Below are 19738 nucleotides of genomic sequence, written 5' to 3'. Positions count from 1 at the left end.
AACGCACACCCATCAGAGGGGCATTGGCATGGAAAACGTCACCATCATCGGAACGGAAGCGGGAGTCCTCGTCCTCGCGACCGAGTCCGGGCAGCGCTTCGCGCTGCCCATCGACGACGTCCTGCACCGCGAGGTGCGTCGCGCGACCCGCGAGTCCGAACCCGCGCCGGCGCGTCTGGCCGCGAGCCCGCGGGACATCCAGGCGCAGATCCGCGCGGGTCTGACGGCGGCAGAGGTCGCTGCGCTGCTCGGCGTCAGCGAGTCCGATGTGGCGCGCTTCGAGGGTCCCGTCCTCGCCGAGCGCGAGCACATCGTCAACCAGGCTCTCGCGGTGCCGGTGCTGATCGGCAGCGAGGTGGAGCCCGACGCGCAGCCCACCTTCGGCTCCGCGGTGCGCGCCAAGCTGGCAGACCTGGCCGCGTCGGACGAGCGCTGGGCGAGTTGGAAGGACGACACGGGCTGGACGGTCAAGCTCGAGTTCACGGCGAACGACGTCGCACACGACGCGCGCTGGGCCTTCGACCCGCGCCGCAGCACCCTGTCGCCCGTCAACGCCGACGCCACACAGCTCTCCCGGCAGGGGTCGCTTCCCGAGGGGCTCATCCCACGCCTCCGCGCGGTCGATGCGGAGCGCGTGTCGCCGTACAAGGACGACAGCCGTTTCGACTCCGGGGCGTTCGGACCCCGTCTTCTTCCGCCGCCCGAGGAGGCCGAGGAGATCCCCGTCGCGGAGCACTCCAGTGCAGCAGCTCACGATGCCGCCGCCCGGCGCGCCCCCGACGAGCACCGCACGAGTTCGGAGACCGCCGACCTGCTCGAGGCGCTGCGCCGCCGACGGGGCCAGCGCGAGAGCGCACCGCTGTTCGACGAGGCCGACGAGGACGCATCCCCGCTGGCGCTGTTCGACCCGCTCGACGAGCCTGCCGAGGCGCCTGCGGAGACGAGGTCGGCCGAGACGCCGGCGACGAAGCCTGCGCCGGAGGCTGCAGCCGAGCAGCCGAGCGGTCGCCGGAAGCGCCGCAACGCGATGCCCTCCTGGGACGAGATCGTGTTCGGAGCGCGTACGGACGAGTGAGCGCGGGCTGATCCGTCAGCGCCGGAAGGCGCCCAGCCTGATGAAGGGCACCCGCCACTCCTCGGGCGTGAGCGCGCCGTGCTGGCCCACCATGCCGCGGGCCCGCTGGTCGTCGGCCTCGCCGTCGTAGAGAGCGACGGTGCCGCGGGCGATCACCAGCATGTCGCCGATGCGTCGGCGCACGGCATCCGAGGCGACAGGTCCGAACAGGCCCGCCTCGATCGCCTCGGCGCGGCTGACCACGTCCGCCGCGCCCTCCAGATCCCGCCGCCAGCGCGACAGCAGCGCCGCCTGGTCGACGTCCGGCTCGGTGTAGACGTGCAGCATCCGCGGTTCGCCGCCGATGTGCCGGATGCCGTCGTGCCAGCCACCTGCGGCATCCAGGATCAGGTGACGGTGCTGCGGCACATCGATCATCCCGTGATCCGCCGTGACCAGCACCCCCACCCCGTCGGGAACCGTCCGCGAGAGCGCGGCGTCGACATCCTCCAGAGCGGCGACCCACTCGGCCGAGTCGACGCCGTGCCGGTGCCCTGCTTTGTCCACCTCGGGCAGGTAGCAGTACACGATGGCGCCGTCGTGGGCGTCGGCGAGCTCCCACGCGAGCTGCACGCGCTCGGCCGCGCCCGGTGCCGAACGGAACTCGGCGCCGCGCAGCGTCGCCCCGGAGAACCCGCTGCCGGCGTAGGCCGGGATGCCCAGGGCGAACACCGGATGTCCGCTCGCTGCGCCCTGCTCGAAGACGGTCGGGGCGCTCTGCCACTCCAGCGGATCGATGCCTCCGGCCTCCCATCCGCTGAGCAGGTTCACCAGCGCATCGGACTCGGGATCCCGCACGCTGTAGCCCACCAGGCCATGTGCCCCGGGGACGGCCCCGGTGAGCAGACTGGTCAGCGCGGCCGCGGTCGTGGTCGGGAACACCGATCCCGCGACGTCCTTCTTCGCCATGGCCGACGACAGCGTGCGCGCGTGCCCGGCGTGCGCGCGCAGCGCCGGCGCCCCCAGTCCGTCCACGACCACCAGCACGACCGACCGCGCCAGGGGAAGGTCCGCGGATCCGCCCCGCAGCGCGGCGAGGAGCTGCGGCGCCACCCCGCTGATGTTCCGCGTCGAATCGAGGCTGGTCGGTAGGATGAGAGGCATCCGGGTCAGTCTCGCACAGGTGGCCCGACGCACCGCGCCCGAGCGCCGTCGCGAGTCCGCACCGAGCGACCAGCAGGAAGTCCATGCCAAAGCCCTCGTCATCCGAGCCCGTTCAGGAGCGCATCCAGGACATCGACCTGTCGCAGGAGATGCAGGGCTCGTTCCTCGAGTACGCCTACTCGGTGATCTACTCCCGTGCGCTGCCCGACGCGCGCGACGGTCTGAAGCCCGTCCAGCGGCGCATCCTCTACCAGATGGCCGAGATGGGGCTGCGGCCCGACCGCGGGCACGTCAAGAGCGCCCGCGTCGTCGGCGAGGTGATGGGAAAGCTGCACCCGCACGGCGACTCCGCCATCTACGACGCTCTCGTGCGCCTGGCGCAGGACTTCGCACTGCGCGTGCCGCTGGTCGACGGACACGGCAACTTCGGCTCGCTCGATGACGGACCGGCGGCATCCCGGTACACCGAGGCGCGCCTGGCGGCATCCGCTCTGGCGATGACCGAGAGCCTCGACGAGGACGTCGTCGATTTCGTGCCCAACTACGACGGCCAGTTCCAGCAGCCCGCCGTGCTCTCCGCCGCCTTCCCCAACCTGCTCGTCAACGGCGCCAGCGGCATCGCCGTCGGCATGGCGACGAACATGGCCCCGCACAACCTCATCGAGGTCGTCGCCGCCGCGACCCACCTGCTCGAGAACCCCGAGGCCACCACGGCCGAGCTGATGGAGTTCGTACCCGGGCCCGACTTCCCCTCCGGGGGGATCCTGATGGGTCTCGACGGGGTCAGGGACGCGTACGAGTCGGGTCGGGGGGCCTTCCGGCTGCGGGCCAAGACCTCCATCGAGCCGCTCGGCCCGCGCAGGACAGGCATCGCCATCACCGAGCTGCCCTACCAGGTGGGGCCGGAGCGGGTCATCGAGAAGCTCAAGGACGCGGTCACCGCGAAGAAGCTCCAGGGCATCAGCGACGTGCAGGATCTGACCGACCGGAAGAACGGTCTGCGGCTGGTCATCACCGTCAAGACGGGTTTCGACCCGGCCGCGGTGCTCGAGCAGCTGTTCCGCTTCACCCCGCTCGAGGAGTCGTTCTCGATCAACAACGTCGCCCTCGTCGACGGACAGCCGCGCACGCTCGGCCTCAAAGAGCTGCTGCGGGTGTACCTGCAGCACCGCGTCGAGGTCGTCACCCGGCGCAGTCGCTTCCGCCTGGCACGGCGCAACGAGCGCCTGCACCTGGTGCGCGGCCTGCTGGTGGCCATCCTCGACATCGACGAGGTCATCCAGGTCATCCGCACCTCGGACGACTCCGAGACCGCCCGCTCGCGACTGCAGCAGGTGTTCGAGCTCGACGAGGTGCAGGCCGAGTACATCCTCGAGCTCCGCCTGCGCCGCCTGACGAAGTTCTCGCGTCTGGAGCTCGAGGCGGAGCGCGACAAGCTGCTCGCCGAGATCGCCGAACTCGAGACGCTGCTGGCCGATCCCGCCCGGGTGCGCGCTCAGGTCGCGCAGGAGCTGGATGCGGTGGCCGACCAGTTCGGCACGCACCGGCGAACCCTGCTGCTCAACGCCGCGCCGCCCAAGGCGCGCTCGGCGAAGTCCGCTGCGGAGCTGCAGATCGCGGACGCCCCGACGACGCTGCTGCTGTCGACGACGGGTCGCGCCGTGCGCGTCGACCTCGAACCGGGCGCGGTGATCACCACGCCTCCGCGTCGCAGCAAGCACGATGCGATCCAGGCTCGTCTGGAGACGACCACGCGCAGCGAGATCGGCGCCGTCACGACCGCGGGACGCGTGGTGCGGTTCACGCCCGTCGACATCCCCGCGGTGCCCGCCTCCTCGGTCGGGCTCGGTGCGGGCGTGCGCATCTCCGACTACCTCGGGCTGAGCGATCGCAGCGAGCGGGTCGTCGCGCTCATCCGCTTCGACGACGACACGCCGCTCGCGGTGGGCACCAGAGACGGCGTAGTCAAGCGCATCGTGCCCTCCGCTCTCGCGGTGCGACCCGAGCTGGAGATCATCGGGCTGAAGCCGAAGGACGTCGTCGTCGGCGCAGCTCCCGCCCCCGATGACGCCGAGCTCGTGTTCGTCACCTCGGACGCCCAGCTGCTGCACTTCTCGGCATCGAACGTGCGGCCCCAGGGTGCGCCCGCAGCGGGAATGGCCGGCATGAAGCTCGGCGCGAAGAGCCAGGTCATCTCGTTCACGGTGGTCTCGTCTGCGGATGATGCCGTGGTGGTGACCGTCTCGGGCTCGGAGGGCACCCTCGCCGGCGCGGACGCCGGTCGAGCCAAGGTCTCGGCGTTCGCCGAGTTCCCGGCGAAGGGCCGCGCGACCGGAGGTGTGCGGGCGCACGCGCTGCTCAAGGGCGAGGACGGACTTCGCCTCGCCTGGGTGGGCGTGGATCCGCGCGCGGTCGGGACCGACGGCGCGGCCCGCGTGCTGCCCGAATCCGGTGCGAAGCGCGACGGATCGGGGCAGCCCCTGGACGCCGTGATCGGGTCGGTCGGCACCGCGATCGGCTGACCCCCGGACGAGGCACCCGACGCGGCGGCCTCGACGCGCCCGGATCCGGCGGTCTCAGGCGTCGATCGCCTCGCGGCTGAGCCTGTCGCTCGAGCTCATGATGAACTCGCGGCGCGGCGCCACTTCGCTGCCCATCAGCAGCTCGAAGGTGCGCACGGCGGCGTCCGCCGACTCCGCGTCCTCGATCGTCACGCGCCGCAGCAGACGGCCGGACTTCTCCATGGTCGTGTTGGCCAGCTGGTCGGCATCCATCTCGCCCAGACCCTTGTAGCGCTGGATGGGGTCCTGCCAGCGCTTGCCGGCCTTCTGCAGCTTGGCGAGCAGAGCGTGCAGCTCGGCCTCGGAGTAGGTGTAGATCGTCTCGTTCGGCTTGGAGCCGGGGTTCATGACGATCACCCTGTGCAGGGGCGGGACCGCGGAGTAGACGCGGCCCGCCTCGACGAGCGGACGCATGTAGCGGAAGAAGAGGGTGAGCAGGAGGGTGCGGATGTGCGCACCGTCGACGTCGGCGTCGCTCATCAGGATGACCTTGCCGTAACGAGCGGCACTGAGGTCGAACGAGCGGCCGGAGCCGGCGCCGATCGTCGTGATGATCGCCGCGCACTCGGCGTTGCCGAGCATGTCGCTGACCGATGCCTTCTGCACGTTGAGGATCTTGCCGCGGATCGGCAGCAGCGCCTGGAACTCGCTGTTGCGTGCGTGACGTGCCGTGCCGAGCGCGGAATCGCCCTCGACGATGAACAGCTCGCTCTGCTCGAAGTCCTTCGACCGGCAGTCCACGAGCTTCGCCGGCAGCGACGACGACTCGAGCGCGGTCTTGCGCCGCTGGGTCTCCTTGTGCGCTCGCGCCGAGACGCGGGCCTTCATCTCGGAGACGATCTTGTCCAGCAGCATCGACGCCTGGTTGCGGTCGTCCCGCTTGGTCGAGGCGAAGCGCTCGGCGAGCTGCTTGCGCACCACCTGCGCGACGATCGTGCGCACGGCGGGGGTGCCGAGCACCTCCTTGGTCTGCCCCTCGAACTGCGGTTCGGGCACGGTGACGGTGAGCACGGCCGTGAGGCCGGCGAGCACGTCGTCCTTCTCGAGCTTGTCGTTTCCGACCTTGAGGCGCCGGGCGTTCTGCTCGACCTGGGCGCGCAGCGTCTTCAGCAGCTCCTGCTCGAAGCCCTGCTGGTGCGTGCCGCCCTTGGGCGTGGCGATGATGTTCACGAACGAGCGGACCGTGGTCTCGTACCCGGTACCCCATCGCAGGGCGAGATCCACCTCGCATTCGCGCTCGACCTCGGTGGCCTTCATGTGCCCGTCGGCCTGCAGCACCGGCACCGTCTCGGTGAAGCGTCCGCTGCCCTGGATGCGCCAGGTGTCGGTCACCGGAGCATCGGATGCCAGGAAGTCGACGAACTCCGAGATGCCGCCCTCGTACCGGTACGACGTCACCCGAGGGCCGGCGGGCGCGTCCGCGTCGGGTGACGGGGCATGAAGCGGGCGCTCGTCGCGGATCTCGAGCTCGAGGCCGGGAACGAGGAACGCGGTCTGACGCGCGCGCGTCTCGAGCTCGGAGAGCTGGAACGCGGCGTCCTTCGTGAAGATCTGCCGGTCGGCCCAGTAGCGCACCCTGGTGCCGGTGACGCCCTTGGCGACCTTGCCGATCACACGCAGCTCGCTCTGCTGCTCGAACGGGGTGAACGGAGCGTCGGGGCGCGGCTCGCCGTCATCGGCGAAGATGCCCGGCTCACCGCGGTGGAACGACATCGCGTAGGTCTTGCCTGCGCGGTCCACCTCGACGTCGAGACGCTCCGAGAGCGCATTGACCACCGAGGCGCCCACGCCGTGCAGACCACCGGAGGCGGCGTACGAGCCGCCACCGAACTTCCCGCCGGCGTGCAGCTTGGTGTAGACGACCTCGACGCCGGTGAGTCCGGTGCGCGGCTCGACATCGACGGGAACGCCACGACCGCGGTCGGCAACCTCGACGCTGCCGTCGGCATGCAGGGTGATCGCGATCTTCGAGCCGTTGCCGTCGACGGCCTCGTCGACCGAGTTGTCGATGATCTCCCACAGGCAGTGCATAAGGCCCGGCGACCCGTTCGAGCCGATGTACATGCCGGGACGCTTGCGCACCGCCTCGAGGCCCTCGAGAACCTGGAGGTGGTGGGCGGAGTACTCGGAAGTCACAATCATCGATTCTATTTCCGCGGCGACAGGGGCCGACGCCGCGACACTCCCGCACGGCAAGCCAGGGCGTGCGGCGTACGCGCACAGCGAAACACGCCCGGATCCGGGCATGCATACAGGCGGCGCGTGGTTGTATTGAGCACGATCTCAAAGGATCCGAACCGCTGAGGAGGCACCGAGATGAACGCCACGACTGAGCGCGAGACTGCCGAGTACCGCCTCACCGCGATGGACCGCTGCGACTCCTGCGGGGCGCAGGCGTACATCGCCGCCGAGGTCAACGGCACCGAGATGCTGTTCTGCGCACACCACGGACGCAAATACGAGGAGAAGCTGCGCGCCGTCGCCACCTCGTGGCACGACGAGACCGCCCGCCTCATCGAGGCGTGAAGCGATCAGTCGACAACGAGTCGACGCACCGCCGGAGTGAGCCTGGTGATGATCTCCTCGCCGACCGTGTCCACATGCTCGGCGAGTGCGGTCGCATCATGCTCACCCGCCTCGCCCGGCCCGAAGAGCACCACGCGCTGACCTGAGGCCGCACCGCCCCACGGCTCGACCGTCATGGTCGTGCCGTCGATGTCGACGATGCGACGCAGCCCGCCCGGTGTGGCGATCTGCGCGCCGCGCAGGATCGACGGCAGACCGTGGAACGCTCCGATGCCGACACGGACGACGCCGCCATCGACCTGCTCGACGGGCGCGCTGAGCCGCGCGACGAGTCGGAGACCCTCGAGGGGCGGACCGTCGGCGGAGCGGATGCCGTAGCAGAACGCCCCGACGCGACTCAGCGAGCCGCGCAGCTCGGGCCGCCACCACGCGGCGGCGGACGCTGTCAGGTGCAGCACCTCGGGTTCGCCGCCGGCCTCGACGAGATGCGCGACCGCGTCCAGGAACACCCGCTGGGCGGTGTCATCGTCCGCATCGCTCGCCTCGGCGAGGTGGCTCCACACGCCCGACACCACCACGCTGCCGCGGCGCTGCGCGGCCAGCGCGGTGGCGACGGCATCCTGCCACTCCTCAGGGCGGAAGCCGTTGCGGTGCAGGCCGGTGTCGATCTTCAGATGCACGCGCACACGCGCGCCCGCGGCCTCGGCCTCGCCGATGACGGCGTCGAGATAGGCCGCCGATCCCACACCGAGGTCGATGTCCGCCGTGATCGCCGTGGCGACCTCGGACCGCGCTGACGTCGCCCACGCGTACACCCGCTGATCGGTGAGCGCGCGGATGCGCAGCGCGGTGGGGATGTCGTAGCCGCCGAACCAGGTCACCCCGGCGGCCGTCGCCTCGGCGACCGACCAGTCGACGCCGAGACCGTACGCGTCGTCCTTCATCACCAGCAGCAGCTCCGACGGAGCCAGGCGACGCTGCACCGCGGCGATGTTGCGGCGGAATGCGCCGCGCGAGATCTCGAGCAGAGGTCCGCTCATGCGACCCACTCCCCCTGTCCGTGTCGTGCGATGACCACGGCCATCTCCAGCGCCGTGAGTCCGCTCACCGATGCCCAGTGCGCGAGCGCATCGCGGGCGCCGCCGGCACCGCCGAAGTAGACGACGGGCGTGCCGTCTTCAGCATCGCCGCCCTCCAGATCGACCACGCACACGTCCATCGCGATGCGTCCGACCACGGGAAGCATCCGCTCGCCGATCTGCACCCGGACCCGGTTTCCGAGCACGCGCGGGATGCCCTGGGCATAGCCGCCGGTGACCAGCGCGATGCGCGTGTCGTCGACGGCGCGATGGGTGTAGCCGTACGAGACGGCCTCCCCGGCGCGCAGCGGCTTGGTGGAGAGCACGTGCCCCTGCAGGCTCATCACCGGCTCCGACGTCCGAGACCCGTCGGCATCCGGAATCCCGAACAGCGCGGCGGGCTCGATATCGCCCGCACCCGCGGTGTGCACGCGCAGACCGGGACGGGACGACACGACGGCGACGTGCTCGGGGTCGACGATCACATCTGTGATCCCGGCATCCGCGAGGACCCCGGCGACCTCGGCCGCGCCGTGACCGAACCCGTCGTGCCGGAGGTCGACGATCGCTCCGGGCGCGACGAGCGCGCGCGTCGCGCGTTCGAGTGCTCCTCGAGAGAGGAGCACCCTGGGCAGCGCGCTGCTGGCAGTCATGCGGATCTCCGGCTCTCAGAGCTGGATGGTCTTGAAGCCCTTGTCGTGCACGAAGCGCTCGATCGCATCGCGCGCGCCCTTCGCGTACTCATCGAACGGGCTCGGCGTGGCATCCGGAAGATCCAGGCCGCGGCGGGCGGCGGCTGCGCTGACGAGCACGTCGGCCAGCGCCGGGTTGAGCGGCAGGACGGGCCCCTGCACGTTGCCGACGACCGCGTTGCGGTGGCGCACGAACTCGCCGCGGGCGTCACCGCGGGAGTAGCTGCCGCGACCGGCGACGACGGTGCCGTACGCGGCGGACTCGTCGGTCAGCGTCCACTCGGAGGCGTGGTCCTCGAAGCCGACGACGGCGGCGTCCGGCGTGCGCACGGTGATGTATCCGACCCGACGGTCGCGGGTGCGCGACACCCGGTACGGCATGACGCCCACGCCGTCGACGCTGTCGCCGTCGGTGAGATCGATGCGCTCACCGAGCAGCTCGGCCGACCCGCCGATCGCGAACAGCGTGCGCTCGTCGGCGATGAAGGAGCGCAGCTGCTGCGCACGGGCGACGAAATCGGCGTGCACACCGCGCAGAGCCGAGAGCGGACCGTTGCCGATCACGACGATGTCGACGTCCTCCGGCAGAGGCTCGCCGACTCCGACGTGCGCCGTGGTCGATGCGACGCCCCGCGCGCGGAGGCGCTCCTCGAGCGTGCGGACGTTGCCGCGGTCTCCGGTGATGCCGAGCTCGGCGGGATACAGCTGGACGATGCTGATCTGCGTCATCGGCGCGCCACCTCCTGGTCGCCGTACCCGAGGATGCGGCGACCGATCATCATGAGCTCGTAGTTGACGAACCAGGTCTGCTTGCCGGTCGTGGTCTCGGGGAACGAGCGCATGATCGCGACCGCCTTCTCCATGTCGGGCTCGACGGTGCCGATCTCCACACCCGCGTACGCCAGGGCGAGAGCCAGCTGATGGGCCTTGTCGCCGGTGACCACGTCCACGCGCGGCAGCGGCGCGAAGTCGACGTCGTACAGCCACGAGACGTCAGGAGTCCCCTCGTCGATCGCGATCAGGGCACGCTCGGGTGTGCCCTCCAGTGCGTCGAGGTTCATCTGGATGCTCGGAGCGTTCTTGAACATCACGAACTCGACCTGCTCGCCGGCGGGGTCGCGACGCAGCGGGATGACCTCGCCACGCCCGTAGGCCGGTGCCATGCTTGCGAAGCCGGTGGCCGCGCGCTGCGTGTCGAACTCGGCGCCCAGCACTCCGGATGCGACCGCCAGGGCGGCCGCGGCGTCCGCGGCGTAGTGCAGCCCCCTCGCGGGAAGGGTGATGCGGGCATCCGCCTCCCCCACCCTCACGACCACGTCTCGACCGGACACCTCGCGGACCTCCGCGAACGCCTCCCGGTCGATGATGCCGGCCGTGCCGCTGCGGGTGTCGACGGCGTTGGCGAGGCCGTGCGCGGAGGATGCCACGATGTCGGACGCCACCCCGAAGAACGTCACGGGGGCGCGCATCGCGTCGACGTCGATCTTCGACAGGTAGGGATCGTCGCGGTTCACCACGACGTGCGCCGAGGCGCGCTTCGACGCCTCGAGCATCATGTCGGCCACCCGTTCGGTCTCGTAGAACCGGTACAGCTGGTCGACCTGCACGTTCAGCGAGAGGATCACCGACGGCGACAGGCGGTCGGCGAGGTCAGCGGCGAAGCCCTCGTCGATCTCGAGCACGGCGACGTCTGCGCGGATGCGACCGGTCAGCGTCGCGTCGGCGAGCAGGGCGCTGGTGACCCCCTGCGGCAGGTTGGCACCGGTCGGGTTGGTGAACACCCGCAGACCGTGCGCGCGCAGCACTTCGCTGATCATGTGCGTCGTCGTCGTCTTGCCGTTGGATCCGAGCACGAAGACCACGCCGTAGTGGAACTGGTCGGCGAGCGTCGGCAGCAGCGTCGGGGCGAGACGGTTGGTGAGGTAGCCGGGGAACGCAGACCCTCCCCCGCGCAGACGGGTCGCGAATCGCGCGAGCTTGCCCGCCAGCACGGGGAAGACGTACCGCAGGCCGGCCGAACGCGCCTGGGGTGTCGCCTGCATCATTCGAGGTAGTCCCGCAGCGACTGCGACCGGCTCGGGTGACGCAGCTTGGCCATCGTCTTCGACTCGATCTGACGGATGCGCTCACGCGTCACGCCGAAGGTGTCGCCGATCTGGTCGAGGGTCTTGGGCTGACCGTCGCCGAGGCCGAAGCGCATCCGGATCACGCCGGCCTCGCGCTCGGACAGCGAGTCGAGCAGCTGCTCGAGCTGACGCTGCAGCATGGTGAACCCGACGGCGTCCGCAGGGACGACCGCCTCGGTGTCCTCGATGAGGTCACCGAACTCGCTGTCGCCGTCCTCGCCGAGCGGGGTGTGCAGCGAGATCGGCTCGCGGCCGTACTTCTGCACCTCCACGACCTTCTCCGGAGTCATGTCCAGCTCGCGCGACAGCTCCTCGGGCGTGGGCTCGCGGCCCAGGTCCTGCAGCATCTGACGCTGCACGCGGGCGAGCTTGTTGATGACCTCGACCATGTGCACCGGAATGCGGATGGTGCGGGCCTGGTCGGCCATGGCGCGGGTGATCGCCTGACGGATCCACCACGTCGCGTAGGTCGAGAACTTGAAGCCCTTGGTGTAGTCGAACTTCTCGACCGCGCGGATCAGACCGAGGTTGCCCTCCTGGATGAGATCCAGGAACTGCATGCCGCGACCGGTGTAGCGCTTCGCGAGCGAGACGACGAGGCGCAGGTTGGCGCCGAGCAGGTGGCTCTTCGCGCGCTGACCGTCGCGCGCGACCCACTGCAGGTCGAGCCCGAGCTGGCTGGACTTCTCGGCCGCCGACATCGTCGACAGCTTCTCCTCGGCGAACAGGCCCGCCTCGATGCGCATCGCGAGCTCGACCTCTTCGGCCGCGTTCAGCAGTGCGACCTTTCCGATCTGCTTCAGGTAGTCCTTGACGGGGTCGGCGGTCGCGCCGGTGATCTGCGTGGAGTAGACGGGGACATCGTCCTCGTCCTTCGAGGTCAGGACGATGGCGCCGGTGGGCAGCGGCTCGGTGAAGGCGGGCTTCTTGTCGCCCTCCTCATCGTCGACGTCATCGGTCTCGACGGCCTCGTCGTCGACCGGAGCCTCGTCGTCCTTCTTCTTCGCCGTGCGACGGGCGGGAGCCTTCTTGGCGGGGGCCTTGGCAGCGGGGGCCTTCTTGGCAGCGGGGGCCTTCTTGGCAGCAGCGCCCTTCGTCACCTTCTCGGGCGCCGCCTCGGCGGCGCCCGTCACCTCGGCCTCGACGGCGTCGGGGTCGGCAGCAGTCGTCGTCGTCGTCCGGGAGTTCTTGCTCGTGGCAGGAGTCACGTTTCGCCTTTCACGGAGCGGTGCGCGCGCTCCGAGCCGTTTCGGACACTAGTAAGACCCTTGTCAAGTCCATCCGCGAGGAATCTGTTGACAACGGGTCGAGTATCCATTATCACACACGACACCGCCGGCTTTCTCCGATTCGCGGAATCCGCCTCGGCTCAGCGCTGCTTGTCGTCGTCTCCGGGGCGTCGCGAGGCGAGATACCGCTCGAGCTCGGCGGCGAGCTCGTCGGCGCTGGGCAGGTCGCGCTCGTCGAAGCCGCCCTCGTCGCCGGTCTCGTCCCGGCCTGCCATGTACGCGTCGTAGCGCTGCTCGAGGCCGTGCAGCATCTGCACGAGCTCCTCGCTGCCCTGCACCTGCTCGGCGACGCGCGCCTGGAACTCCGCGCTGCGCTCGTGCACGGCATCCATCCTCAGGACCAGACCCGTGCCCGCCATCAGCTTGTCCGCCGCTGCGGCGATCGTGTCGGGGTACTCGGTGTCGGCGAGGTAGTGCGGCACGAGGAGGACGAACCCTGCCACGCGCACGTCGTCCTCGACCAGCCGGAACTCGAGCAGGTGCGCCGCGGTCGCCGGCACCTGGGTGCGGGGACGCCAGACCGAATGCACGGCCGTGAGGTCGCGGCGGTTGCCGCTGACCGTGACGCCCAGCGGGCGGGTGTGCGGGACGGGCATGGCGATCGAGTGCACCCAGGTGACCGTCGAGACCTGCAGAGCCTCCACGAAGTCGACGACGGCGCGCGCGAAGGCGTTCCAGGCGAAATCGGGCTCGTACCCGGAGAGCAGCAGGAACGCCTGACCGAGCGCGTCGTGCGCGAGCGAGAGCTCGAGCCGCGCCGGGCGGTACTCGGTCAGGTGGTCCTGATCGAAGAGCATGATCGGCCGCCGCGCGCGGTAGTCCAGCAGCACGTCGTTGTCGAACACGGCGACCGGCGCCGGGTCGGTCGTCGCGTTCAGGTGCTCGATCAGCCCCGCGACGGCGCTGCCGGCATCGGTGAAGCCGGTGAGCAGGATGACCAGGGGCAGCCCGGCAGGCACGTCCGGAGCCCCGGGAACCGACTCGAAGAGGTCAGCAGGTGACGGCATGACTCCATGCTACGAGTCGCATCCCCGGCCCGGGCGGCGCGGTGCATGCTCACAGCGAACACGGCTGCAGCGCCTCGGCTCCGCAGGAGTGCCCGTCCATAGGATGGAGTCATGACGCTTCCCGTGATCACCCACACGACCGATCCGTTCCCCGGAGGCACCGCAGACGCCGCAGTGCTCGTCATCCCCGATCCCTCCTCCGCCGCCGACGCGCTGAGCGGGTACGAGGGTCTTGCCGACACTCTGGCAGGCATCGGATACAAGGGAACCGCTTCCGCCTATGCGCGCGTGCACCTGCCGACGGTGACGTCGCTGCCCCTCGCCGTCGTCAGCGTCGGGAAGCAGCGGGATGCCGCAGCCGTGCGCGACGCCGTCGCGACCGCGGTGCGCTCGCTGACGGGCTTCGCCACGGTGTCGATCGGGTTCGCCGGCGACCTCGATCAGCACGCCGACGCCGCGGCGGAGGGCGCGCTGCTCGGCGGCTACCGCTTCGACGACTACCGCTCCGAGAAGAAGCCGTCTCGCGCCGAGACGATCGTGCTGCACGCCGCATCGATCGGTGAGGGTGCGCTCGAGCACGCCCGCGCGGTGGCCGAGGCCGTCGCCCTGGTCAAGGATCTCGTCTCGGTGCCCGCGGAATGGCAGAGTCCTGCCCAGCTCGCCGATGAGGCCGCCAAGGCCGTCGCCGAGCTGCCCATCGAGATCGAGGTGCTCGATGAGAAGCAGCTCGAGGAGCAGGGCTACGGCGGCATCCTCGGCGTCGGTCGCGGATCCGACCGCCCGCCGAGACTCGTGCGACTGTCGTACTCCCCCGCCGAGGCCGGCCGCCACATCGCCCTGGTCGGCAAGGGCATCACGTTCGACACCGGTGGCCTGTCGCTCAAGCCGGCCGCCAGCATGGTCGGGATGAAGTTCGACATGGCGGGGGCTGCCACCTCGCTCGCGGCGATCCGCGCGATCGCGGCCCTCGGCCTTCCGGTGCGCGTCACCGCCTTCCTGTGCATCGCCGACAACATGCCGTCGGGCCGCGCGACGCGTCCCGGCGATGTGCTTCGGATGCTCGACGGCCAGACCGTCGAGGTGATGAACACCGACGCCGAGGGTCGCCTGGTCATGGCCGACGGACTCGTCGCCGCCAGCAGGGAGAACCCCGACGTCATCATCGACGTCGCGACGCTCACCGGCGCGATCATCGTCGCGCTGGGCATGCGCCACACCGGCGTGATGGGCGACGACGACGCCGTCGCCGAATATCTCGCCGCAGCCGAATCGGTCGGAGAGGATGCCTGGCCGCTGCCGCTTCCCGAATTCATGGAGGAGAGCCTCGACTCGCAGATCGCCGACATGGTGAACGCGAACATGGGCGACCGCTCCGGCGGGTCGCTCTTCGCCGGACTCTTCCTGCGTCGCTTCATCGGCCGCACCTCGGATGCCGAGGATGCACCGCGCATCCCCTGGGTGCATCTCGACATCGCGGGTTCGGGCGAGCACAAGGGCGCACCGTACGGGCACACGGAGAAGGGCCCGACCGGCGCCGCGGTGCGCTCCCTCATCGCCTTCGCGCGGGCATCGGCGAAGGAGTCCTGATGGCCACGCACGAGTTCGACGTCGTGATCCTCGGCGGCGGCAGCGGCGGCTACGCCGCTGCGCTGCGAGCCAGCGAGCTCGGCAAGAAGGTCGCGCTCATCGAGAAGGACAAGGTCGGCGGCACCTGCCTGCATCGCGGGTGCATACCCACCAAGGCGCTGCTGCACGCGGCAGAGGTCGCCGACCACGTGCGGTCCGCGGCTTCCGTCGGAGTGACGGCCACCTTCGAGGCGGTCGACCCGGCGGGGGTCCGCTCGTACCGCGAGGGCATCGTCGCCAAGAAGTTCAAGGGCCTCGAAGGACTCGTCAAGGCGCGCGGCATCACGACGGTGCACGGCGCGGGCCGTCTGGATGCCGATCGCTCGGTCGTCGTCGGCGACGACCGCTACGTGGGCGCCGACGTCGTCCTGGCCACCGGCTCGTACAGCCGCTCCCTGCCGGGTCTCGAGATCGGCGGGCGCATCCTCACCAGCGAGCACGCGCTCGCGCTCGACGAGGTGCCCGGCAGCGTGATCATCCTGGGCGGCGGTGTCATCGGCGTCGAGTTCGCCAGCGTGTGGAAGTCGTTCGGAGCAGAGGTCACGATCATCGAGGCGCTGCCGCACCTCGTCCCGAACGAGGACATCGCGATGAGCAAGGGACTCGAGCGCGCGTTCCGCCGTCGCGGCATCCGGTACTCGCTGGGCACGCGCTTCGCGACCGCCGAGCAGGACGACGCGCAGGTGACCGTCACTCTCGAGGACGGGACCCGCTTCAGCGCCGACTACCTCCTCGTCGCGGTGGGTCGCGGACCTGTGACCGACGGGCTCGGCTTCGAGGAGGCCGGCGTCGGCCTCGAACGAGGATTCGTGACCGTCGACGATCAGCTGCGCACCGCCGTTCCCGGCATCTGGGCAGTCGGCGACATCGTGCCGGGTCTGCAGCTCGCGCACCGCAGCTTCCAGCAGGGGATCGCCGTGGCCGAGCGGATCGCGGGGATGGATGTGCCCACTCCCCCGGACTCCCAGATTCCCCGGGTGACGTACAGCAGCCCCGAGGTCGCGTCGGTCGGCATCACCGAGGAGGCGGCCGTGGCGGCGCATGGCGCTGACGGGGTCGTGTCGTACGAGTACAACCTCGCCGGCAACGGCAAGAGCGAGATCATCGGCACCGGCGGCATGGTGAAGGTCGTCCGCCGCAAGGACGGCCCCGTCCTCGGTGTGCACCTGATCGGCGACCGCGTCGGCGAGCTCATCACGGAAGGCCAGCTCGCCGTGGCCTGGGAGGCGCACCCGGAAGACATCGCGCCGCTCATCCACGCGCACCCCACGCAGAGTGAGGCACTCGGCGAGGCTTTCCTCGCACTCGCCGGAAAACCGCTGCACGCCCTGTAGGAACGCACCAATATCCATATACTCCCAGGTCACTAAGCTTGGGGCATCACAATTTTCCGAAGGAGACTCGACATGAGCACAGCCGTGGTCCTTCCCGCACTCGGGGAGAGCGTCACCGAGGGCACGGTCACTCGCTGGCTGAAGCAGGTCGGCGACACCGTGCAGGCTGATGAAGGCCTGCTGGAGATCTCGACCGACAAGGTCGACACCGAGATCCCGTCCCCCGTCAGCGGTGTGATCGAGGAGATCCTCGTCGCAGAGGATGAGACTGTCGAGGTCGGCGCGCTGCTTGCGCGCATCGGCGACGGCAGCGGCGCGGCGTCGAGCGACGACGCCCCGGCCGCCGAGGCACAGGCCGAGCAGCAGCAGGCGCCCGCAGAGCAGGCGCAGTCGCCGGCATCCCCGGCGGAGAACGAGGTCGAGGCGGCTCAGGAGTCGGCGCAGAGCGATGCGCCCGCCCCCGCGGCGTCGGGCGACGCCACCGACGTGGTGCTGCCTGAACTCGGCGAGAGCGTCACCGAGGGCACGGTCACCCGCTGGCTGAAGCAGGTCGGCGACGACGTCGCCGTCGATGAGGCACTGCTGGAGATCTCCACCGACAAGGTCGACACCGAGATCCCGTCGCCGGTCGCCGGAACGCTGCAGGAGATCCTGGCCGGTGAGGACGAGACCGTCGAGGTGGGCGCTGTTCTGGCCCGGATCGGCTCGGGCGCCCCCGCAGCCGCACAGGAGGCTCCGGCACAGGAGGCACCTGCACAGGAGGCTCCTGCACAGGCGGCACCCGCACAGGCGGCACCCGCACAGCAGGCACCCGCACAGCAGGCACCCGCACAGGCGGCACCCGCACAGGAGGCACCCGCACAGGAGGCACCCGCACAGCAGGCACCCGCACAGCAGGCACCCGCACAGCAGGCACCCGCCTCCACCGACTCCGACTCGCTGTACGTGACCCCGCTGGTGCGCCGTCTGGCCAGCCAGCAGGGCGTCGACCTGTCGACGGTCACCGGAACCGGCGTGGGTGGACGCATCCGCAAGGAGGACGTCCTCAAGGCCGCCGAGTCGACGTCCCAGGCACCGGCCGCCGAGGCCGCCGCTCCGGCTGCTCCCGCGCTCGAGGTCTCGCCGCTGCGGGGCACGACGCAGAAGATGTCGCGTCTGCGCAAGGTCGTCGCCGAGCGCGCCGTGGCCTCGATGCAGCAGACCGCCCAGCTGACAACCTTCGTCGAGGTGGACGTCACGAAGCTCGCAGCGTTCCGCAACGCGAAGAAGGACGAGTTCAACCAGAAGACCGGCGCGAAGCTGTCGTTCCTGCCGTTCTTCACGCTCGCCGCCGCCGAGGCGCTGCAGGCCTTCCCGATCATCAACTCGACCGTCGACGGCGACTCGATCGTCTACCCCGCGAACGAGAACATCTCGATCGCGGTCGACACCGAGCGCGGCCTGCTCACCCCGGTCGTCCGTGACGCGGGAACGAAGAACATCGCCCAGATCGCCCAGGAGATCGCCGACCTGGCGGCCCGCACGCGGGACAACAAGCTGAAGCCGGACGAGCTGGCCGGCGGCACCTTCACGATCACCAACACGGGCTCGCGCGGCGCGCTGTTCGACACGCCCCTGGTGTTCCTGCCCCAGTCGGCGATCCTCGGCACCGGTGTGGTGTTCAAGCGCCCCGGCGTGGTCACGGTCGACGGTGTGGACGCGATCGCGGTCCGCTCGTACGTCTACCTGGCCATCTCGTACGACCACCGCACGATCGACGGAGCGGACGCAGCTCGCTTCCTCGGCGCGATCAAGACCCGCCTCGAGTCGGCGGAGTTCACGGCGGATCTGGGTATCTGAGCACGCTCAGCCCTCATCCGATGGCTGGTTCGCGACGTCGTACACGTCGCGAACCAGCCATCGGTCTTTCTGCATGACGAGCACGAGCATCTGCTCCCCGCGCTCGCCCGACGGGCCGAGTCGCAGCACCGCCACGTCGCCGTAGTCCTCCACCGCGGTGATCGTGCGCTGCGCATCCGTCCCCGCCAGCCGCTGCTGCACCGCCTCTCCTGACCCGTCCACGACGGCGTCGGCGCACACCGCATCCCCGGCGCGGGCGCATGCGACCACGCGGGTGAGCAGCGCCGCGGCGCGCTGTTCGACCGATCCGTCGATCACGGCCTCCGGCATGGGCGTGCCGGGGACCACCGTGTCCTGCCCATGGTCGGCATCCGGAACCGGCGTCGCCTGATCAGGAACGGGGGGCGTCGGATCCGCGGTCGACGACGCCGTCGCCGCGGCGATCCCCGTCGTCTGCTCGGTCGCCGCGGAGTCCTGCTCCGGTGTCGGCCAGATCAGCCCCCCGACGAGCACGAGCGCGGCGGCCGTCCCGCCGAGGATCAGCATCCGACCGCGTGGGGCGCGATCGGGCGGCCGCCCTGCGCGGCCTGGCGACACGGCCGCTCCCCGGCGGCGTCCGAGCCGGGTCCGCACGAGCGCGACGGCGCCGCGTGCCGCCTCGAGCAGACGATCCGTCACCCGGTGCAGCGCGGTCGGCTGCGGGGTCAGCAGATCCGCATCCTGGCGCAGCCGCACCGCATGCGCGTCGATCGCGACCACCCGCTCGGGCGCAGCCACCTCGCGTACCAGCGAGCGCGGCGCCGCGAGCTCCATCAGCTCGCGCTCCCACCTCTCGATCGACCGCCCGACCACACGCGGATCACGCGCCGCCACGCTGATCTCGTCGAGCAGTCGGCTCATCGCGCGATCGGCGCATCCTTCCCGCACCCGAGCGATGAGGGCCACCGCCGACTCCGCGCAGGCCACGCCCTCGCCGGGCGCGAACACCGGACGCGTCTCGTCGGTGAGCCACCACTGACCTGTGACGTCGCGGTCGCCCACCTCCACGATCCCGCGCAGCATGCTGCCGACCAGGGTCACCGTCTCCCCCGCCGACAGAGCGCTCTCCGCGACCTCCCGGCGCCCCAGGAGCACCTCGATGCGATCCGTGCACCAGGGCAGCACGGCGTCGTGTCCGTCGGCCCTGCGCAGTACGTCCCGCACCCCGGCCACGTGCTCCGCACCGGCCATCGCCCACAGCTGCTCGCTCACGGTCTCGGCATCCACCCGGACAGCACGCCGCTCACCATCGGTGATCAGCTCGCCGGCGTACGCCGATTCCTGCGCATCCACCATCCGGATCGCACGATGCGCCCCCGGCGTCAGAGCTGGCGTCTCGTCCATCCGACCATCTCAGCGCGCGGCACGGCCGACCGCCGGCGAGAACAGCTGATCTGGGGAG

At 70.4% G+C, this 19738-nt stretch carries 15 protein-coding genes; 6 read left to right on the top strand and 9 right to left on the bottom strand.

Features of this window, described 5'->3' with window-relative positions; genetic code table 11:
- The first annotated feature begins 28 nt into the window (after positions 1-28).
- Positions 29-1075, top strand: a complete 1047-nt coding sequence (gene sepH, locus AB0O65_RS06660; protein ID WP_071640409.1) for a septation protein SepH — start codon at positions 29-31, stop codon at positions 1073-1075.
- 15 nt (positions 1076-1090) lie between these two features.
- On the opposite strand, the gene AB0O65_RS06655 is transcribed toward sepH, so the two are convergent.
- Positions 1091-2218: a nucleotide pyrophosphatase/phosphodiesterase family protein gene (locus AB0O65_RS06655; RefSeq protein ID WP_071640410.1), complete on the bottom strand. Its 1128-nt coding sequence runs from the start codon at positions 2216-2218 to the stop codon at positions 1091-1093.
- 83 nt (positions 2219-2301) lie between these two features.
- Here AB0O65_RS06655 and AB0O65_RS06650 point away from each other — a divergent pair, with 83 nt between their 5' ends.
- Complete coding sequence (locus tag AB0O65_RS06650) at positions 2302-4740, top strand: DNA topoisomerase IV subunit A (protein ID WP_363383751.1); 2439 nt, start codon at positions 2302-2304, stop codon at positions 4738-4740.
- Between the two features lie 54 nt (positions 4741-4794).
- Here the strand turns inward: AB0O65_RS06650 and AB0O65_RS06645 are convergent, their stop codons facing one another.
- Complete coding sequence (locus tag AB0O65_RS06645) at positions 4795-6921, bottom strand: DNA topoisomerase IV subunit B (protein WP_363383749.1); 2127 nt, start codon at positions 6919-6921, stop codon at positions 4795-4797.
- A 174-nt stretch (positions 6922-7095) separates the two neighbouring features.
- Between AB0O65_RS06645 and AB0O65_RS06640 the strand changes: the two genes are divergently transcribed.
- The gene (locus AB0O65_RS06640; protein WP_071640416.1) at positions 7096-7305 is read left to right on the top strand and encodes a hypothetical protein; all 210 of its coding nucleotides are present in this window, start codon (positions 7096-7098) and stop codon (positions 7303-7305) included.
- Positions 7306-7310: 5 nt separating this feature from the next.
- On the opposite strand, the gene AB0O65_RS06635 is transcribed toward AB0O65_RS06640, so the two are convergent.
- The 6 genes from AB0O65_RS06635 to AB0O65_RS06610 form a co-directional block, all read right to left on the bottom strand.
- Complete coding sequence (locus AB0O65_RS06635) at positions 7311-8345, bottom strand: alanine racemase (RefSeq protein ID WP_071640418.1); 1035 nt, start codon at positions 8343-8345, stop codon at positions 7311-7313.
- Positions 8342-9037, bottom strand: coding sequence for an alanine racemase C-terminal domain-containing protein (locus tag AB0O65_RS06630; RefSeq protein WP_083428554.1), 696 nt, complete (start codon positions 9035-9037; stop codon positions 8342-8344). The genes AB0O65_RS06635 and AB0O65_RS06630 overlap by 4 nt, the downstream gene beginning before the upstream one ends.
- Positions 9038-9052: 15 nt before the next feature.
- Positions 9053-9805, bottom strand: a complete 753-nt coding sequence (locus AB0O65_RS06625; RefSeq protein ID WP_071640421.1) for a hypothetical protein — start codon at positions 9803-9805, stop codon at positions 9053-9055.
- Complete coding sequence (locus AB0O65_RS06620; RefSeq protein WP_256220974.1) at positions 9802-11121, bottom strand: MurT ligase domain-containing protein; 1320 nt, start codon at positions 11119-11121, stop codon at positions 9802-9804. Before AB0O65_RS06620 ends, AB0O65_RS06625 begins: the two co-directional genes overlap by 4 nt.
- The gene (locus AB0O65_RS06615; RefSeq protein ID WP_363383745.1) at positions 11118-12410 is read right to left on the bottom strand and encodes an RNA polymerase sigma factor; all 1293 of its coding nucleotides are present in this window, start codon (positions 12408-12410) and stop codon (positions 11118-11120) included. Before AB0O65_RS06615 ends, AB0O65_RS06620 begins: the two co-directional genes overlap by 4 nt.
- Before the next feature lie 161 nt (positions 12411-12571).
- On the bottom strand, positions 12572-13498 hold the full coding sequence (locus AB0O65_RS06610; protein ID WP_071640425.1) for a PAC2 family protein: 927 nt from the start codon (positions 13496-13498) through the stop codon (positions 12572-12574).
- Positions 13499-13609: 111 nt separating this feature from the next.
- On the opposite strand from AB0O65_RS06610, the gene AB0O65_RS06605 reads away from it, so the two are divergent.
- The 3 genes from AB0O65_RS06605 to sucB all read left to right on the top strand — a co-directional run bounded on the left by AB0O65_RS06605 (position 13610) and on the right by sucB (position 18297).
- Positions 13610-15085 (top strand): leucyl aminopeptidase, encoded by a 1476-nt coding sequence (locus AB0O65_RS06605; RefSeq protein ID WP_071640427.1) that lies wholly within the window; start codon positions 13610-13612, stop codon positions 15083-15085.
- Positions 15085-16458 (top strand): dihydrolipoyl dehydrogenase, encoded by a 1374-nt coding sequence (gene lpdA / locus AB0O65_RS06600; protein WP_363383743.1) that lies wholly within the window; start codon positions 15085-15087, stop codon positions 16456-16458. Before AB0O65_RS06605 ends, lpdA begins: the two co-directional genes overlap by 1 nt.
- A 72-nt stretch (positions 16459-16530) precedes the next feature.
- Positions 16531-18297: a 2-oxoglutarate dehydrogenase, E2 component, dihydrolipoamide succinyltransferase gene (gene sucB / locus AB0O65_RS06595; RefSeq protein WP_363383741.1), complete on the top strand. Its 1767-nt coding sequence runs from the start codon at positions 16531-16533 to the stop codon at positions 18295-18297.
- A gap of 6 nt (positions 18298-18303) precedes the next feature.
- Here sucB and AB0O65_RS06590 read toward each other — a convergent pair whose 3' ends face one another.
- Positions 18304-19680 (bottom strand): hypothetical protein, encoded by a 1377-nt coding sequence (locus AB0O65_RS06590; RefSeq protein ID WP_363383739.1) that lies wholly within the window; start codon positions 19678-19680, stop codon positions 18304-18306.
- Positions 19681-19738: the final 58 nt, after the last annotated feature.

This window comes from Microbacterium sp. NPDC077391 (assembly GCF_040686955.1).
Classification (GTDB): Bacteria; Actinomycetota; Actinomycetes; order Actinomycetales; family Microbacteriaceae; genus Microbacterium; species Microbacterium commune.
This window is presented reverse-complemented; position numbering and strand designations above follow the sequence as displayed.

Bases quoted from the DNA above. Each gene is read 5' to 3' on its own strand.
- sepH (WP_071640409.1), top strand. From the start codon at position 29: ATGGAAAACGTCACCATCATCGGAACGGAAGCGGGAGTCCTCGTCCTC.
- AB0O65_RS06655 (WP_071640410.1), bottom strand. From the start codon at position 2,218: ATGCCTCTCATCCTACCGACCAGCCTCGATTCGACGCGGAACATCAGC.
- AB0O65_RS06650 (WP_363383751.1), top strand. From the start codon at position 2,302: ATGCCAAAGCCCTCGTCATCCGAGCCCGTTCAGGAGCGCATCCAGGAC.
- AB0O65_RS06645 (WP_363383749.1), bottom strand. From the start codon at position 6,921: ATGATTGTGACTTCCGAGTACTCCGCCCACCACCTCCAGGTTCTCGAG.
- AB0O65_RS06640 (WP_071640416.1), top strand. From the start codon at position 7,096: ATGAACGCCACGACTGAGCGCGAGACTGCCGAGTACCGCCTCACCGCG.
- AB0O65_RS06635 (WP_071640418.1), bottom strand. From the start codon at position 8,345: ATGAGCGGACCTCTGCTCGAGATCTCGCGCGGCGCATTCCGCCGCAAC.
- AB0O65_RS06630 (WP_083428554.1), bottom strand. From the start codon at position 9,037: ATGACTGCCAGCAGCGCGCTGCCCAGGGTGCTCCTCTCTCGAGGAGCA.
- AB0O65_RS06625 (WP_071640421.1), bottom strand. From the start codon at position 9,805: ATGACGCAGATCAGCATCGTCCAGCTGTATCCCGCCGAGCTCGGCATC.
- AB0O65_RS06620 (WP_256220974.1), bottom strand. From the start codon at position 11,121: ATGATGCAGGCGACACCCCAGGCGCGTTCGGCCGGCCTGCGGTACGTC.
- AB0O65_RS06610 (WP_071640425.1), bottom strand. From the start codon at position 13,498: ATGCCGTCACCTGCTGACCTCTTCGAGTCGGTTCCCGGGGCTCCGGAC.
- AB0O65_RS06605 (WP_071640427.1), top strand. From the start codon at position 13,610: ATGACGCTTCCCGTGATCACCCACACGACCGATCCGTTCCCCGGAGGC.
- lpdA (WP_363383743.1), top strand. From the start codon at position 15,085: ATGGCCACGCACGAGTTCGACGTCGTGATCCTCGGCGGCGGCAGCGGC.
- sucB (WP_363383741.1), top strand. From the start codon at position 16,531: ATGAGCACAGCCGTGGTCCTTCCCGCACTCGGGGAGAGCGTCACCGAG.
- AB0O65_RS06590 (WP_363383739.1), bottom strand. From the start codon at position 19,680: ATGGACGAGACGCCAGCTCTGACGCCGGGGGCGCATCGTGCGATCCGG.